Source organism: Persicitalea sp. (assembly GCF_041751555.1).
Classification (GTDB): Bacteria; Bacteroidota; Bacteroidia; order Cytophagales; family Spirosomataceae; genus Persicitalea.
Genome location: NZ_JBGSXF010000328.1, coordinates 1 through 15,530, shown reverse-complemented (window position 1 = coordinate 15,530; position 15,530 = coordinate 1). Strand labels below are relative to the sequence as shown.

Below are 15,530 nucleotides of genomic sequence, written 5' to 3'. Positions count from 1 at the left end.
CCTACAAGGGTCATTCTATTCGGGAATCCAACCATCGGCACCCCGCTGATGCAAGCTAATCAACTGGCTGGCTTGGATTTGCCCCAGAAAATGCTGGTTTATCAAGCTGCCAATGACAAAGTATTCGTGGCTTACAACAGTCCAGCTTACCTATCGGCGCGGCATACAGGGGTAGGCGCGGCTGCTACAATCGAAAAGTTGGGTATGGCCCTGTCGGGTCTTGCCAAGGGTGCTTCAATGGGATCGATTACAGAAACTTCCAGTCCCAATGCCATCACGCCATCGGGCATCGTGACTGTGGAGAGCAAGAATGATTTCGCCACGACGTATAACAAACTGCGTACTGCAATCGAGGGCAATGCAAATCTAAAAATAGTCACTGAACTGGATCATCAGGCTAATGCCAAGAAAGTAGGAATGACTTTGAATCCTACGAAACTGATCGTCTTCGGCAATCCGGCATTGGGTAGTCCACTCATGCAAAGTGCCCAAACGATTGCCGTCGATTTGCCCCAAAAAATGCTGGTGTGGGAAACCGCAAACGGCAAGGTCAACGTTTCGTACAACGATCCGGGATACCTGGCCAACCGTCACGGTGTAATGGGCAATGAGGACACGATTGATAAAATCAAGAACGCGTTGTCAGGGCTGGCCGCTGGGGCGACTGAGAAGTGAACCTGAAAATCTCAACACGACTAGTAGCGCAAAAAGGCAACTCCGGAAACGGCCCCGGTCGTCCATGTGGCGTCTCATCAGTCCCAGGGCGATTCGCTGCCAGCGACTTTGAATCTCAATCCGACGCGAAATTACAGGGTAATCACCGTGCAGGACAATGGCATCGGGTTCAAGCCGGAGTACGCCGAGAATATATTCGAAATTTTCAAGCGATTGCACAGCAAAGACAAGTACGTCGGTACAGGTTTGGGACTGGCCCTTTGTCGCAGAATAGTGGATGTGCATCACGACCACATCAAGGCTTCGGGTGAGGATGACAAAGGGGCTATGTTCACAATTTATTTGCCCATAAAAGGAGAATAGGGTGCATAATTTGGTCTAGAAAGAGCCTATCGAATTACCTAATATGGGTTTGCCATCGGACTAGTGTTCGTACTTAATGCCACCCCCTGACGTTCTTTTTCCGCCTCCGGCAAAATCTCGCAATTATCCCAAATCCCACTCAACAAAGTCTTCGCGTAAGCCTCGGGTAGTTCATTTTCATGCATCAGCCGATGTGCCAAGGTATTGTCGTAGCTGAACGACTCAAAAGAGTAAGATAACTCCCCATCCTTATCGTCCAGTAGTAGGTACCACACGCGCGGCGTACCGTCGTTGGCGGGCATCCCGATGACCCCGGCATTTAGCCAATAGCGATTATCCCGGACATCGACGAAGGGTAGTCCCGCATGACCCGCCAGGACAACCTCGGAGCGGGTAGTTTGAAAGTGCTTTTCTTTCGTTGCCCAGGTCGTAGATTTGAATACATATTCCGAAACATGCGACGGTGATCCGTGAACCACTGCTACCGATTTTCCAGCGTAGTCGAAACTTAAATGCTGGGGTAGATTCGCCATCCAGCCTGCTGAGTTTTCCGATAGCGAACGAACGGCGTAAGGAAACCAGGTGCGGGAAAAAATATCACATCGCCCGCCTTCGGCGTAGTTACAGCCGCAGTCATCCTCGCCGCTGACAATATTTTGCTCCACATTTCCCGAAATGCAGTGAATCCCCCAGTCCTTTACGAGCTGTGCGGATTCTTCGGGTTGAGCGCAGTAACCGACCACATCGCCCGTACAGATTATGTTTTGGGGGGCGACTTCCAGTTTTTCAGCAATGCTTTTGAGTTCGGCGAGAGCTTGTAGATTGGAGTATGGCCCGCCAAAAATCAGCAGTTTTCCAGTAAGGGTGCCGAGGTGGCGGATTTGGGGCGAGTCAGTCATCTATTGTATTCATTCTGAGCGGACGGGAACCGGTCCGGCGGCCGAATAGTGCCAAAAATAGCACTTATCCCAAACACCGCGAAACAGTAGGCTGTCGTCAATAAATTAGTACTAAGCAGCGAAGCGTATTTTCCTTCGGTGAAAATGAGCCAATCAGGTAGGTCAATGAAAGTAAGGAAGCCCCCAATCAATAATCCCCCAACTACCGACAGGTGAAAAGCGATGCGGGGTACTTTGGCATTCCAAAATAAAAAAATCGGAGCAAGACCCAGCACCACTGTGCCGCTGATGGTCGTAGCAGACAGGATGGTTGGATCGAAGAAGACGGGTATAGTACCCAGTAGCGTCAACGTGACCATCGCCAGGCGGCCCGTCGAGACTTTGGGCAGTGGCGAGCGGCTGAGGTCGACGCTGACCATTTTGGAAAAAGACGCCATCGCCGAATCCAGCGTGGAGGAAGCTGAGGTGACCATGATGAGGTTCATAAGCAAGAGCATGGGTGCGCCGAAGTACCGCGCCGCCGCCACTGGCGCCTCGCCTTCAAGTCCTTGTAAGCGCGCGAAGATGCCGACGAAGCTAAAAAACACGATGCACAACGCCCCGATCAATCCCGCCCATAAATACGACTTGAGGGTAGTATTAGGGTCGGAAATAAATCCCCGATCGGTCAGCACAGGATCATGAAATGGGTAGCTGAAACATTGGATGACCGCTACCAACAGTAGATCGAGGCCGTGGGCAAAATCCCAGGTGCCGCTCCTTATGAAGGGCGTAAGACCACCTTCTTGCGCGGGAAAAATGAAGCCCAAGACTACGACTAATAGCACTACGAAAAGCGCCATCTGAATGACATCGGTTATGATCGAACTGCTCATACCGCCCTTCAAGGTATAAGCCAGCGTCAGCAGCGTGAACACGACGATGGCGATGTAGTAGGGCGTGGTGCCCGTGGCTCCAAAGTAGCTACCAATAACGATGGTGTTGGACCAGATTTCATTGTATAATCGAATGATTATCAGAAAGGTAAATACCAACACCGCGCCCCGGCCAAACTTGCTTTCCAGGAAATGGTGAATGCTACGGAAGCCGCCTTTGGTGCGAAGCTGCACGATTACTAACCCCGCCACCACAAAGGAAAGGTAGTAGCCTGCGTAAGCCACGCCTCCTACCAGCCCAAAACTTTGCCCCAAATTCGCGGCATTGGTAATCGACTTGGCGAATAGCCACGAAATGACCAAACTACTCGTCAAAAACACCGCATTGGGCGCACGCTCTAGCCGACTGCCCCGAAAAAATTCGTCAGCCGTGCGCGAAAGCGGAGCCACAAAATACAGCCCCACGCTCGATGCAATTACCAGAAGCCATTGGAGGGTGGTGACGGTGGTCATGTTTTAATTGTGAATGAGTGAATTTTGAATGAGAGAATATTGCTTTCGCTCACTCACGTATTATTCACCGCTCGGGCGGCCCCGCATTCACTCAATCACTCATTCAAAATTATTTTCCCCACCAAGTACCCTCGTTCACGCTGTTGCCGTTAGTTTTTGCGGCAGCAGCCTGGAAAGCGGCGGCATTAAGCGCAGCTTCGCTGCCGGGGTAAGGAAGACGGACAGGAATCAGATTGTTGTTCAGACTGGCCGAAATTGTTTTCAGTTTTGGGAAACCCGTGCGCCGCCACTCGATCCAACCTTCGTAGCCGTTGTCGATGCTTGCAATCCATTTTTGGGTGATGATCTGCTCGATAGGGTTTTGGCCGTTGGCTTTGTAGGCTACGGGCGGGCGGGTCAGGTAGTCGGCGGGCAGTGGCGTGAGCCAGTAAGTGAAGGCCTGGGTAATGCCCTTTTCGTACCATTCCTTAGCGGAGGCATCAATAAAGCCCTTCTCGGCGGCTTCGGCCAGCCAGAAACTGGTTTCATAGGCCGTCATGTAGTTGGCGTTCAGCTTGTCAGAGTTTTCGCGGAAAATAGCGCCCGACAGCGAGTAGTTGGAAACCGAAATCGACAGCTTGGAAGCATCCGGGCCATTCAACAATCCTTTATAAGCCTTCGGATCTGTGGCGGTGGGGCGGAAAAAGACCGCTACGCGCGGGTCTTGCCGTTCAGCCAGAATCTCTTCGATGGTTTTGGACATGATGAAGAGGTTGTAATCGCCGATCCGGGCCGTCGCCATGCGGAAGTTGTTGGGTTGAGAAGCAGTGAATTTGTAGGTCGCGTTGTCGACGGCTGCTTTAATGAAATTGCCTTCGCCGTAAACGGCTTGCAAGCGGGCCTTCACATCGACTTTGCCGGAAATTCTCATCAAGTACTTTATTTTCAAGGAATTGGCGAAAAGTACCCACTTATTGAGATTGCCGCTGTAAATAATGTCGCCTTCCAACTTCGTCGCGCCTTTATAATTTTTCAAAGCGGCCAGGGCTTTATCCAAATTATCCAAAATGCCGCCGGGCGCAGTATAAATCGCTTCCTGCGTGTCGTACTTTGGCAAAATCACGCCCGACTTGCCCGAAAGAGCCTCGGAATAAGGCACGTCGCCGTATAAATCCGTTAGTGTAGCGGCCATGTAAGCCTTCAAAACCAAAGCCGGGCCCTCGTACACAGCGAAAGCAGGATTGGCTCGCGACTTTTGCAATAAAATCTCGTTATCCCGCAGGTTAGCGTAGATAAACGGCCAGGCGTTACCGCCATACTGCGGCTCGGTAAGGCTGTGGCGATCAAAGAGATTGAAGTCGATGGCCGTAAAGTACTGCCCGAGCAGGTTCCCTGCTACAAAGCCCTCGTAGGACATCTGCTCGTTGTAGTCGAAAAGTACCTTCCGCAGCAACAGCGAAGGTTGCACGTCCACGGGGGCGTTAGGATTGGTGTTTATTTCCTGGAAGTCCTTAGTGCAGGATGCCGCCAATACTGCAACGAGGAGCAGAGCAAGCGTTTTGGTTTTAATAAAAAATTGCATTACAGTTTAATATTCAGGAGTTTATGAGTGGAGTACTAAGTACTTGTTATTTGGGGGTTCATCTTTTCAAGAGTGGCTGATCGCGCGCTGCTTTCGCCTGCCAGACGCGATAAATCGCGTCTCTACCGGATTTGGCGTCCAGACTTTGTGCCTTTGGACCTTTGCCACTTTGCTACTTATTTTAAAACCCAACTGTCAGTTTAACCCCCACATTCCTCGACGTCGGGTACGTCATATCCTCCACGCCGCTTTGCAGTTGCTGGCCCTGGAAGGAGGTTTGCTCGGGATCGAAGTGGGGAATGTGCGAGAAGGCGAACAGATTGCGGCCCACCAGTGCGATGGTCAGATTTTGCATCCGTAGTTTTTGCAGAAAAGCCGTGGTGGCGGGCAGCGTGTAGCCAATACTGAATTGGCGTAGTTTCAGGTAAGAAGCGTCATAGACGTTATTTTCCTCGTGGTTACGGTCGTAGTACATGCGGTAGTATGTTTCGGCGGTCACAGCCTTGGTGTTCGGCACGTAGTTCGGAACTTCCTTAGTGCCCGTGTTCACCACGCCCTTCGCCACAATGCCTCCGTCGGGACGGTCGGCGGTTTCTTTGAGCTGACCCGCTACGCCCGCGAGCGACAGCGTCCGCGAAACCAAAATTCCGCCCTGCCGCCAGTCGAGGAGAAAGCCTAGATTCCAGTTCTTTACCCGCAGTTGATTGGACAGTCCGATCATAAAATCAGGGCTGTAGTTGCCCAGCTTTTTGAGCGTATTATCTACGATGTAGCGGCCATCGTTGCCGATGACAAAATCACCGTTTTGGTTTTTCTGGTAGCCCGTTCCCCAGAGGTCGCCCATACGGTCACCTTGATTGACCAGGTACCACACGGTCTGATTGACGTTATCGTAGATTCGGTTGTAGCCAAGCGTTAGCGTGCCAGCCTCGTCCGGCAGCGACTCGACGGTCGTGCGGTTGCGGCTATAATTCAGATTTATGTTCCACTTAACATTTTTATTCAAGATGGGAACGTAGCTGACGATCGCTTCGGCGCCGTAGGAGCGAATGGCCCCGCCGTTGATGACACGCTCGCCGTAACCCGTCGCCAGCGTGATGGGCAGCGATAGGATTTGGTTACTCGTCAGCGCGTCATAGTAGGTGATGTCTAAGCCCAATCGGTCACCGAAGAAGCGCACATCCGCCCCGAACTCGTAAGAAGTCGTAGACTCTGGTTTCAGGTTGGCGTTGGCAATGAAATTCTGATCGCTGAAAGTGGGCTGCGAATAGACGGGCGTCTTGGCGTTGAACACGCCCGATGTCTGATAAGGATTGGTGTCGTTGCCGACGTTCGCCACGCTCGCCCGTACCTTGGCAAAGGACACGACGTAGGGCAAATCGAATTGATTGGAAAGTACCCAACTGGCCGATACGGAAGGGTAGAAGAACGAAGTATTGGCCGTGGAAGTCGGCGTCGCCAGGGCGCTCGACCAATCATTGCGGCCCGTTATGTCCACGAAAAGTACGTCTTTGTAGCCCAGTTTGAGCAAGCCGTACAGACTGTTGATACGCTTGTCGGCCACTTGCTGGTAAGCCTCCACGGGCGAGGCGGCGTTATTGAGTTTGAAAACACCCGGCTGCGCCAGCGAAAGCGCCTGGTATTGCTCAAAGGACGCCGTTTGATCCATGCGATTGCCACCCGCTGAGATATCCACATTAAAATTACCCAACTCTTTACGGTAGTTGAGCAAAAAATCAGTATTCACTTCCCGAAAAAAGACGTTGTTCTCGGCGTAAGCTCCGTTTTTGAAGCGGTTGCTGCTGTATGCCCGACGGAACTGCCGCTTTTCGCTGGAATAGTCCATGCCGCTGCGCACCATCAGCGAGAGATCATTGGTGAGGTCGGCAGTCACGGCCAGGTTGCCGATCAGGCGATCGCGATTGAAGGAGTTGCGGTTTTCGTAAAGCGTGAAATACGGATTATCGAAGTACGTATAGTTATAAGAGTACTGTTGCACGCCTTCCAGCCCCGGCTGCCAATATCGCTTCATCGGTTCGATATCCGTCTGGCGACCCAGCCACGCGGTCAGGGCATAATTGATGTTTTCGGAGCCGTACTTGGTGGCCGGCCGGTTATCGCTGTTGGAGTTAATGTAGTTGAGCGAAGAATTGATTTTCAAACGCTTTACGGGCTGAAAGGCCAACCGTGCCGCCAGCGTTTTACGCTTCAAATCTACCCCCGGAATGGTAGACTGACTATTGAGGTCGGTGTAGGAAAGGCGGTAGTTGCCCTTGTCGTAACCTCCCGCAATCGCCAGGTTGTTGATCGCCGTGTAGCCGGTTTCGTAAAAATCTTTGATGTTGTTCGGATGCGAAGTGAAGGGTGTCGGCGTGATGGCCGCACCGCCGTGAACGGCCACGTCACCGCCGCGCACCACGCGTCCGTCGGGCAGCGTTACGGGGCTGTCGTACTGTTGGATTAGCTCACCTGCGTCGAGTTTTGGGCCGTAGCTGTACGAAATGTTGTCGTTGATGCCGGCACTCAAGCCATCGACGTACTTGAATTTCCCGCTGTTGCCCTGACCGTAGCTGTTCTGGAACTGGGGTAGTTGAAAAGGTCGTTCGGCTAAAAAGGTACTATTGAAACTCACGCCGATGCCATTCCCGCGCGTGGCGCTAGTGCTCCCGTCTTTGGTCGTGATCAGAATGACGCCGTTGGAGGCGCGGGTGCCATAAAGCGCCGCCGCACTAGGGCCTTTCAGCACCGAAACCGAAGCAATGTCGTCAGGATTGATCTCCATCCCGCCGTTGCCGAAATCTACTTCCATGAAGCCATTGGCATCGTCATCCACGCGATTGACGATTGTTCGGTTGTTGATTGGAATGCCGTCAACCACAAAGAGTGGGTTGTTATTGGTAAAAGAAGACTCGCCACGAATGGTGATTTTAGAAGAAGAACCTACCCCCGACGAGCCAGCGTTGATCGTTACGCCAGCAACCCTTCCTGTTAAGTTGTCTAGAAAATTAGGTGCTTTCACCTCGCTGATTTCGCGGCCTTCCACTTTTTGAACAGCGTAGCCCAGGTTTCTGGAATTGCGCTCCAAACCCAAAGCGGTCACAACTACCTCGTTCAGCGAGAGCCCTTCTTCCAGCGAAACGGTCAGATTTTTCTGGCCAGTGTAGGTGATTTCCTGGGTCCGAAATCCTATATACGAGAAGACCAGTACATCGTTTTTGGAAAGATTGTCGAGCGTAAACTTCCCGTCAGCCCCAGTCAAAGTACCCGCCAGCGTATTCTTTACCAGCACCGAAACCCCGCTGATGGGTTCCTGAGCGTTTTTATCCTTTACCTGTCCAGTCAGAGTTTGAGCAATGACGTGAATTTGAAGCACAGCAAATAATACCGCGAGTAAGATTTTTTTCATGCAATCGATCCTCAGAAAAGATTTGTGGGTTAATTTCTTAATGGGTTAATTTCCTAAATAGTACGCGAAAGTAGTAGTTAAGGATTTAATTAAATCAAATACTTATGATTTCTAGTCTATTTGTTTGATTTGTTCTTTGATTTGTACAAACGTTCTTCTTGAAGAAAGAGCGGATAGAGGGAGATATTTCCAGTAGTCGCCATAAATACCCACCTTTGATAGTATCAAATGATACTATCACGCATGAAACCACCCTACGATATAACGGCTGAAATTTTACACCTCGTCAGCTCAATCTCTGGCCGATTGGGCGAGGTCAAGGCCCGCTATCTCGAAAAACCAAACCCACCGCAACGCCAGCAAAGTCGGATCAGAACGATTCATTCCTCCCTGAAAATTGAAGGTAACACCCTGACTCAGGAACAAATCACCGCCTTGCTTAACGGAAAAAGAATTCTGGGTCCTCCCAAGGACATCACTGAAGCATTGAACGCTGTGAGAGCGTACGAGCAGTTGAGTAATTATAAACCTTTTTCCGCCAAGTCATTTTTAACGGCGCACCGTATTTTGATGGAAGGATTGATAACCCATCCGGGTCAGTATCGTACCGAAGCGGTAGGAATTATGACGGGTTCAAAGGTAACTCACGTGGCACCGCCCGCTGCCAATGTGAAGTTTCTGATGGCAGACCTATTCGAATATCTCGAAAAAGATGTGGAAATCTTGCTAATCAAAAGCTGTGTTTTCCATTACGAGACCGAGTTCATTCACCCCTTCATCGACGGAAACGGGCGGATGGGGAGATTGTGGCAGGCCGTGCTTTTAAGGAAGATGAGTTCTGTATTCGAGTATTTACCCTTTGAAACCGCTATCCTCCAAAATCAGGATGCTTATTATCAGGCTTTGTCACAGAGCGATAATACAGGGAATTCGACGGTTTTCATTGAGTACATGTTGAAAGTCATCGACCAAGCGCTGACTGAATTCCTCGACAAAAGCGGCCGGGTTTTGACTCAGAAGGAAAGGTTGGTGCATTTTCTTAGTCAGCAAAGTAGGGAGTTTACCCGCAAAGACTATCTTGAAGTCTTTAAAGAATTATCTACCGCCACCGCAAGTCGTGACCTGAAAGCGGGCGTCGAAGAAGGTTTTTTTGAAAAAACAGGGGAGAAACGAAACGCTGTCTATAGGCCATCTAAGGCTAGTACATTATGAAAAAAGACCAATTGAAAATCAATAAGTGGGCATCGGGTCGTCGGCTATTTTTCAAGCAAGCAGGAGCGAGCCTCGCCGCCTTCTCTTTCCGTGACATTCCCAAACTTTTTGTAAAAGCAAAGAAGAAAAAAACGATTTTCTTCACCACAGGCTGCAAAACCGCCGAGGTTACCACTGATTCCGCCATTCTATGGACGCGGCTTTGTGGTCAGGAAAAACCTAATCCGGTCACGCATCGCCGTCTGGAAAAGGTATTCCGCCGTCCCATAGATTTTGACGAAAATGCCCCTGTGGCGCAGATGGACGGAGCCGTGCGGGCAGCGGGCGGTTGGGTGCGGGCTACGCTTAAGAGTGGCGGGGAAACCCGGCGCTCGGAGTGGCAAAAGGCTGAAGCAGAGGATGATTTTACGGTCAAGATTTCTTTTGACAAATTGAAACCTGCTACCGAATACCAGATTCTCTGGGAAGCTAAACCGGACGAAGAAGGAGGGATTACCACTGTCTCTGGCTCTTTTACCACCGCACCCGCCGAGCCAACCGAGAAGCCGATTCAACTCGTCACGTCCACTTGCCAGTACTTTTGGAGCCACGACGACGTTGAACGTGGCTTTAAAACTTACGACAGCATGGCGCGTATGAACCCGGATTTTTTCCTGCAAACGGGCGACTACGTCTACTACGATAAGCCCGGTCCGCTGGCTAAGAACCTGGAAAAAGCTCGCCACAAATGGCACGCGATGGATTCTTGGCCCGCGCTTAAGGATTTTTACCAAAAAACACCCGTCTATTTGCTCAAAGATGACCACGATTTGCTGGACGACGACAGCGGGCCGACTTCCCCGGCCTACGGTGATCTTACTTTCAAAGATGGTTTGAAGGTGTGGCGTGAAAACGTGCCGCTGGCTGATAAACCTTATCGTACCGTGCGCTGGGGCAAGGATTTGCAAATCTGGTTGGCTGAGGGACGCGAGTACCGTTCACCGAACAAATCGCCCGACAGTCCCGATAAAACGATTTGGGGAGCAGCCCAGAAAAAGTGGTTTCAGGAGACTGTCGAAGCCTCAGATGCTACTTTCAAAATCCTCTTCTCGCCTACGCCCGTCGTTGGCCCGGACCGCGAGAGGAAAACCGACAACCACGCCAACGCCGCCTTTGCTTCGGAGGGGGATTGGCTGCGGAAGTACCTGACCGCTCAGAAGAATATGTACGTCGTCAACGGTGACCGGCACTGGCAGTACGTGTCAGTGGACGCCGAAACTGGTTTGATGGAGTTCGGCTCCGGCCCGGTCAGTGATTCCCACGTTCAGGGCTGGGACGAGGACGACGTTCGGCCTGAACATCGTTTTCTGCGGTTGAAGGGTGGTTTTCTGGGCGTGAATGTCGTGCGGAAGAATGGTTTGCCAACGATCGCTTTCACGCATTATGACGTGGAGGGGAACGCGGTACATAGCGAGAAACTTGTGGCGGTTTAAGAAACTTCCAATGCTGCTGACAATAGGTTGTCAGTCGCCTGTTTTTTCTTGGGGGTGAAAATAGTAAAGTGTCAAAATTGAAACCGCTCAATCACCTGATCCAGTACTGATATATCTCCGAAATAATCATGAAGAAATTAATTGTAGTAAACAGCATTCATATTGACGCTACCGCCGCCCAGGTCTGGGATGTACTGGTAAATCCCGAGCACACTCAAAAGTATATGTTCGGTTGCGTCACCGACTCCGACTGGCAAGTAGGCAGCCCGCTGCTGTGGCGTATGACGCACGAAGGCAAGGAGATTATTCCCGTGAAAGGCACAATCCTGGAAATCAAACCGAACCAGCGATTGAAGTACACTGTGATCGATCCTTCCGCTGCGTATCATGATATTCCCGAAAACTACCTGAACGTGACTTACGCGCTGGAAGCAGAACAAGGCGGCACAAAACTTACTGTGACGCAGGATGGCTTCGAGGACGCCGCCGAGGGCGAAAAGCGGTACCAGGATGTCAGTAACAACGGCGAGGGCTGGAACCCGATCTTGGTACAGATGAAAGAAATTGCCGAGGGTAGCTAAGGATGATTGTGTAGATTGGGGGCGTCGCTGCTATACGCAAGCTGGCACGTAATTTTTCAGTCAAGCTACAAACCCACTCCTATGCTCAACAATACCCGCGTCTGGCTGGCTGGCCGTTATTACAAACTTCTGAACAGCATCGCCTTTTACCCGGCCTTCATCGGGTTACTATTCCTGCTCATTTCGTACCTGACGATTTCTTTCGATTTTTCGGATGCAGGAAAACAAATCAAGGGTAACCTGCCACCTTACACCTCGCTGAAAGATGCCTCCACGGCCCGTAGCATTATCTCGGTGATTACCTCGGGGGTAATTTCACTGACCGTTTTCAGTTTCTCGATGGTCATGATTATCCTTAGCCAGGCGGCTTCCCAGATGAGCAACCGCGTGCTAAACCGCTTGATCGGCAACCGTTTTCAGCAAATCGTGCTGGGAATTTACATCGGTACCATCGTCTATTCACTCTTTCTGCTGAGTACCATTCGCGACATCGACTCCGGTATTTACATTCCGGCCCTGAGTACCTACTTGCTCATTCTGCTCACGATCTTCGATATTTTCCTGTTCATTTATTTCCTTCATTACGTCACCCAGTCGATCAAGTACGAGGTCATCATCAACCGAGTGTACATCGAAACCCGCAAGAAACTGGAAGACACCTGCGAACTGCCCCGCCCGGCTACGGAGTTGATCGAGTTGGTGAGCGACGCCTACGTGAATGCCAATTCCTCGGGGATTTACGAAGGGTTCGATACGCAGACTTTACTGTTTTTGGCTGACGACGAAGATTGTCTATTTTACACTCTGCACACGCCGGGTACTTTCGTCCTGCAAGGACAGCCGCTGCTACAGGTCAGCAAACCCATCTCGGCAGACACCCACGATAAGGCCGCGCGTGGACTAAGAATCAACGACTCCGAATCCATCGAAGAAAATTACGCCTACGGGATTCGGCAACTTTCGGAGGTGGCCATGAAAGCCCTCAGTCCCGGCATCAACGATCCCGGCACGGCAATCATCAGCCTGCGGGCTATGGCCAAGCTGTTTGCCTATCGGCTCGTGAATTTTCCCGACAATGTCGTCCGAAACAAGGAAAATCAGGTACGGATTCTGGTTCAAGAACTGACGTTTGAAACAATATTCAAAAAAACCGTGCTGCCCGTCTGGGATTACGGCAAAGAAGATCGGTCGGTGCAAGACGAAATGCACCACTTGCTCACCCAGTTACAGTCGATTTCATCCCGGCCTGGCATGGGACGGTTGCTGAGAACCGTCACGCTCAAAAGGGAGCAGCAGGCACTGGGCTGAGAGGTGCGCAACGGAGGTCGTTTCCCGCCAAATCATCTGGCAGAGTAGAATTAACCGTACATTGGGTTTGGTTACTCACTAAAACTTACCCTAACCCGCTTCCTATGAAAGTTATCAACGCAAAAATCCATGGCATTATCGACTACCTGGTGGTCGTTTTCCTGCTTGCCGCGCCTTCCCTTTTCGGCCTGCCCCCCACGACCGCGCTATTTACCTACGTGCTGGGCGGTATTCATTTGGCCCTCACCTTACTGACCGACACCGATCTGGGACTTATCAAAGTCATTCCGTTTCCAATCCACGGCTGGATCGAACTAATTGTTGGCATCGCACTAGTTGGTGCGGCGTTTTATTTGGGCGGCTTAGAAGGCGATTTGGCCCGCAACTTTTATCTCGGATTTGGTGGGGCGGTTTTGCTGGTCTGGGCGCTGACGGATTATCAGTCCTAATTGGGGTAAATGCTTCCCGCATCGTCGCTACATTTCGATTTCTCTTATTGTCAGGAATGGTCTTTTAAAGTTTAAGTTTTTTTGATAAAACCTTAAGCCCAAAAAAGATTATGAATGAGAAATTGAAAGAACTGGATAAAAACCGTGAGGATAGTACCGATCAGTACCTAACTACCAATCAGGGCCTGCGGGTGAGCGATGACCAGAATTCGCTGAAAGCAGGTTCGCGTGGACCCACGCTACTGGAAGACTTCATCCTGCGCGAAAAAATTACCCACTTCGACCACGAGCGAATTCCCGAACGGGTAGTTCACGCCCGAGGCGTGGCGGCTCATGGAATGTTTGAAGCCTACGATTCCAACACTGATCTGTCGCGAGCCAATTTCCTGCAACCCGGCGTCAAGACCCCTGTGTTCACTCGTTTCTCTACCGTAGCTGGGTCGCGCGGTTCTACGGATCTGGCCCGTGATGTCCGCGGCTTTGCCGTGAAGTTTTACACCGAAGAAGGCGTCTTCGATTTGGTGGGCAACAACATGCCCGTCTTTTTTATACAGGATGCCATCAAATTCCCCGACCTGATCCACGCCGTCAAGCCTGAACCCAACAACGAAATACCGCAGGCGGCCTCGGCCCACGATACCTTCTGGGATTTTATTTCCGTCACGCCTGAGTCGATGCACATGATTATGTGGGTCATGTCCGACCGCGCCATTCCGCGCAGTCTCCGCATGATGGAGGGCTTTGGCGTTCACACTTTCCGTCTGATCAACAAGGAGGGGAAAGCGCGATTCGTGAAGTTTCACTGGAAACCCACGATGGGTGTTCATTCGGTGGTGTGGGACGAAGCGCAACTCATCTCAGGCCGAGATCCCGACTTCCACCGCCGCGATCTTTGGGATTGTATCGAAAACGGTGATTTCCCCGAGTGGGAACTGGGCGTGCAGGTAGTTGAGGAGGAAGACGAACACAAGTTTGACTTCGACCTGCTGGACGCCACTAAACTGATTCCCGAAGAACTGGTGCCCGTTGTTCCCCTGGGCAAGATGACGCTCAACCGCAACCCCGACAACTACTTTGCCGAAACCGAGCAAGTAGCCTATCACCTGGGCCACCTGGTGCCAGGAATCGACTTTACCAACGACCCGCTGTTGCAAGGACGACTTTTTTCCTATACCGACACGCAGCTTAAACGCCTAGGTGGACCCAATTTCCACGAAATTCCCATCAATCGTTCGGTGGCTCCCGTCCACAACAATCAGCGCGACGGCCACATGCGGCAGGAAATCAATAAAGGACAAACCAGTTACAGCCCCAACAAAATTGCGGGCGGTTGCCCCTTCCAGGCCGGACAGGATATGAGCGGCTTTACAAGCTACGCCGAGCGGGTCGATGGCCAAAAAATCCGCGAGCGCAGCGAGAGCTTCATCGACCATTACAATCAGGCAAAACTCTTTTGGAACAGCCAATCAGACGCCGAGAAAACGCATATTGTCAAGGCACTGCGCTTTGAGTTGGGAAAGGTGAAAATGGAGGATATCCGTAAACGAATGCTCGTGCAATTGGTACAAGTGGATCAAACGCTGGCCAATTTAGTGGCGCAGGGGCTGGGCCTCGACCTACCTTCGTCCAAAGATGTACAGCTCAACCTGGGCGTTCCTGCTGACGCTGATCCGGCCAGGTACCAGTCGAAGCCTGCCCGCGACGACGTGGGTAGTTCGGCGGCGCTGAGCATAGAAAACCATCCCGGCAAGGAAGGAATCAAAACGCGTCAAGTGGCGATTTTGGCTGCTGATGGCGTGGACGCCGATGCCCTGAATGCGATGAAAAAGGCTCTGGAAAAAGAAGGGGCGATGACCAAGCTCATCGCTCCCCGCCTCGGAATGCTCAAACCGGACTCCGGCGAAGCGATGAAAATAGATGGTAGCTTGCAGACCGATGCTTCGGTACTTTTCGATGCCGTATATGTGCCGGGTGGTAAGTCAAGTGTCGATGCGCTACTGGAAGAGGATAACGCACTACGGTTTGTGCGCGAAGCCTTCATGCACTGCAAGCCAATTGCTGCTTCAGGCGAAGGGATTGAATTGTTAAAAGCTGCTGATAGTAAAATACCCGGCAGCGATGGGGTAGTTGCCAATAAGGATTCTAAAAATAACGATACGCCGAAGAAATTCATCGAGGCGATCGGTCAACACCGTTTTTGGAGTCGAGAGAAATCG

Annotated in this window: 12 protein-coding genes; 8 read left to right on the top strand and 4 right to left on the bottom strand. The window is 51.3% G+C overall.

The window, feature by feature from the left end:
- Positions 1 to 675, top strand: a 675-nt coding sequence (locus ACEW8P_RS11795) for a DUF302 domain-containing protein (RefSeq protein WP_373513281.1), incomplete at its 5' end; no start/stop codon positions are given.
- Between the two features lie 66 nt (positions 676 to 741).
- Entirely contained in the window at positions 742 to 1,038 is a 297-nt protein-coding gene (locus ACEW8P_RS11790) for an ATP-binding protein (RefSeq protein WP_373513280.1), read from the top strand.
- Positions 1,039 to 1,076: 38 nt separating this feature from the next.
- Here ACEW8P_RS11790 and ACEW8P_RS11785 read toward each other — a convergent pair whose 3' ends face one another.
- From ACEW8P_RS11785 to ACEW8P_RS11770, 4 genes are all read right to left on the bottom strand, one after another.
- On the bottom strand, positions 1,077 to 1,937 hold the full coding sequence (locus ACEW8P_RS11785; RefSeq protein WP_373513279.1) for a metallophosphoesterase: 861 nt from the start codon (positions 1,935 to 1,937) through the stop codon (positions 1,077 to 1,079).
- Positions 1,934 to 3,325, bottom strand: coding sequence for a sodium:solute symporter (locus tag ACEW8P_RS11780; protein WP_373513278.1), 1,392 nt, complete (start codon positions 3,323 to 3,325; stop codon positions 1,934 to 1,936). The genes ACEW8P_RS11785 and ACEW8P_RS11780 overlap by 4 nt, the downstream gene beginning before the upstream one ends.
- Before the next feature lie 109 nt (positions 3,326 to 3,434).
- Positions 3,435 to 4,886: a SusD/RagB family nutrient-binding outer membrane lipoprotein gene (locus ACEW8P_RS11775; RefSeq protein WP_373513277.1), complete on the bottom strand. Its 1,452-nt coding sequence runs from the start codon at positions 4,884 to 4,886 to the stop codon at positions 3,435 to 3,437.
- A 181-nt stretch (positions 4,887 to 5,067) separates the two neighbouring features.
- On the bottom strand, positions 5,068 to 8,292 hold the full coding sequence (locus tag ACEW8P_RS11770; protein ID WP_373513276.1) for a SusC/RagA family TonB-linked outer membrane protein: 3,225 nt from the start codon (positions 8,290 to 8,292) through the stop codon (positions 5,068 to 5,070).
- 243 nt (positions 8,293 to 8,535) lie between these two features.
- On the opposite strand from ACEW8P_RS11770, the gene ACEW8P_RS11765 reads away from it, so the two are divergent.
- The 6 genes from ACEW8P_RS11765 to ACEW8P_RS11740 form a co-directional block, all read left to right on the top strand.
- On the top strand, positions 8,536 to 9,504 hold the full coding sequence (locus ACEW8P_RS11765; RefSeq protein WP_373513275.1) for a Fic family protein: 969 nt from the start codon (positions 8,536 to 8,538) through the stop codon (positions 9,502 to 9,504).
- Complete coding sequence (locus ACEW8P_RS11760; RefSeq protein WP_373513274.1) at positions 9,501 to 10,976, top strand: alkaline phosphatase; 1,476 nt, start codon at positions 9,501 to 9,503, stop codon at positions 10,974 to 10,976. The genes ACEW8P_RS11765 and ACEW8P_RS11760 overlap by 4 nt, the downstream gene beginning before the upstream one ends.
- A gap of 128 nt (positions 10,977 to 11,104) precedes the next feature.
- Positions 11,105 to 11,557 carry an SRPBCC domain-containing protein gene (locus ACEW8P_RS11755; protein ID WP_373513273.1) on the top strand — a complete coding sequence of 151 codons (453 nt, stop codon included), beginning with the start codon at positions 11,105 to 11,107 and terminating at the stop codon, positions 11,555 to 11,557.
- A gap of 81 nt (positions 11,558 to 11,638) precedes the next feature.
- Positions 11,639 to 12,865: a DUF2254 domain-containing protein gene (locus tag ACEW8P_RS11750; RefSeq protein WP_373513272.1), complete on the top strand. Its 1,227-nt coding sequence runs from the start codon at positions 11,639 to 11,641 to the stop codon at positions 12,863 to 12,865.
- A 104-nt stretch (positions 12,866 to 12,969) separates the two neighbouring features.
- A complete protein-coding gene (locus ACEW8P_RS11745; protein WP_373513271.1) occupies positions 12,970 to 13,314 on the top strand; it encodes a hypothetical protein in 345 nt (114 codons plus the stop codon).
- Positions 13,315 to 13,424: 110 nt separating this feature from the next.
- Positions 13,425 to 15,530, top strand: a 2,106-nt coding sequence (locus ACEW8P_RS11740; RefSeq protein WP_373513270.1) for a catalase, incomplete at its 3' end; no start/stop codon positions are given.

Excerpts from the sequence above, each read along its gene's own strand:
- ACEW8P_RS11745 (WP_373513271.1), top strand. The coding sequence starts at position 12,970 with ATGAAAGTTATCAACGCAAAAATCCATGGCATTATCGACTACCTGGTG.
- ACEW8P_RS11780 (WP_373513278.1), bottom strand. The coding sequence starts at position 3,325 with ATGACCACCGTCACCACCCTCCAATGGCTTCTGGTAATTGCATCGAGC.
- ACEW8P_RS11755 (WP_373513273.1), top strand. The coding sequence starts at position 11,105 with ATGAAGAAATTAATTGTAGTAAACAGCATTCATATTGACGCTACCGCC.
- ACEW8P_RS11760 (WP_373513274.1), top strand. The coding sequence starts at position 9,501 with ATGAAAAAAGACCAATTGAAAATCAATAAGTGGGCATCGGGTCGTCGG.
- ACEW8P_RS11750 (WP_373513272.1), top strand. The coding sequence starts at position 11,639 with ATGCTCAACAATACCCGCGTCTGGCTGGCTGGCCGTTATTACAAACTT.
- ACEW8P_RS11785 (WP_373513279.1), bottom strand. The coding sequence starts at position 1,937 with ATGACTGACTCGCCCCAAATCCGCCACCTCGGCACCCTTACTGGAAAA.
- ACEW8P_RS11765 (WP_373513275.1), top strand. The coding sequence starts at position 8,536 with ATGAAACCACCCTACGATATAACGGCTGAAATTTTACACCTCGTCAGC.
- ACEW8P_RS11770 (WP_373513276.1), bottom strand. The coding sequence starts at position 8,292 with ATGAAAAAAATCTTACTCGCGGTATTATTTGCTGTGCTTCAAATTCAC.
- ACEW8P_RS11775 (WP_373513277.1), bottom strand. The coding sequence starts at position 4,886 with ATGCAATTTTTTATTAAAACCAAAACGCTTGCTCTGCTCCTCGTTGCA.